General features: G+C 72.3%; 1 protein-coding gene and 1 rRNA gene. Both read right to left on the reverse strand.

All coding sequences use genetic code 11. The annotated features are described in order from the left end of the window. A partial coding sequence (locus ACZ4TO_RS34720) for a hypothetical protein (protein ID WP_468026281.1) occupies positions 1-648 on the reverse strand: 648 nt, incomplete at its 3' end. Positions 649-823: 175 nt separating this feature from the next. Further along, a 5S ribosomal RNA gene (gene rrf, locus ACZ4TO_RS34725) occupies positions 824-911 on the reverse strand; the annotation flags it as partial.

Genomic DNA, 911 nt, shown 5'->3' on the forward strand with positions numbered 1-911 from the left:
CGCCGCCACCGCGGTTGTCGTCACGGCGGAAACCGCCGGCACTGCCACCACGGTCGTCACGACGGAAGCCACCGCCGCCGCCACCACGGTTGTCGTCGCGACGGAAGCCGCCACGGTCACCGCCGCCGCTGCCGCCACCGCGGTTGTCGTCACGGCGGAAACCGCCGGCACTGCCACCACGGTCGTCACGACGGAAGCCACCGCCGCCGCCACCACGGTTGTCGTCACGGCGGAAGCCGCCACGGTCACCGCCGCCCTGGCGGTCGTCGCGGCGGTAGCCGCCGCGGTCGTCATCACGGCGGGGGCTGCTGGGACGGTCGTCGCGGTTGAAAGCGGGACGGTCGCCGTCACGGCGGAAGCCGCCGCCGCTGCCACCACGGTCGTCACGGCGGGGGCCGCCGCTCGGACGGTCGTCACGACGGAACGGCGGCCGGCCGCCCCGATCGCCTTCACGGCGGTCGTCACGGCCACGGTAGCCACCGCCGCCGCTGCCGGCACCGCGGTTGTCGTCGCGGCGGAAGCCGCCACGGTCGCCCCCGCGGTCACCGCCACGGTCGCCGTCGCGGCGATCGTCGCGACGGCCGGCGCCACCACGGTCGTTGTCTCGGCGCGGACCACCGCGGTAGTCACCGCGGTCACCACTGTCACGACGGCGCTGGTCGCGCTCCGGTCGCTCGTCGGGAGAGTTGGTGGACATGGGGTGACTCCTGTCTTCGGTACCGCAAGTCATTCTCGCGCAGCCGGGTACCCGGCGCGCTTCGGCAAAACAAAAAAGGACCCTCAGCCCCAGCGAGTCGCTGGGACCAAGGGTCCTCCAAATTTAGTTCGGCGGCGTCCTACTCTCCCACAGGGTCCCCCCTGCAGTACCATCGGCGCTGTGAGGCTTAGCTTCCGGGTTCGGAATGTAACCG

The organism is Streptomyces sp. NPDC028298 (assembly GCF_055565895.1).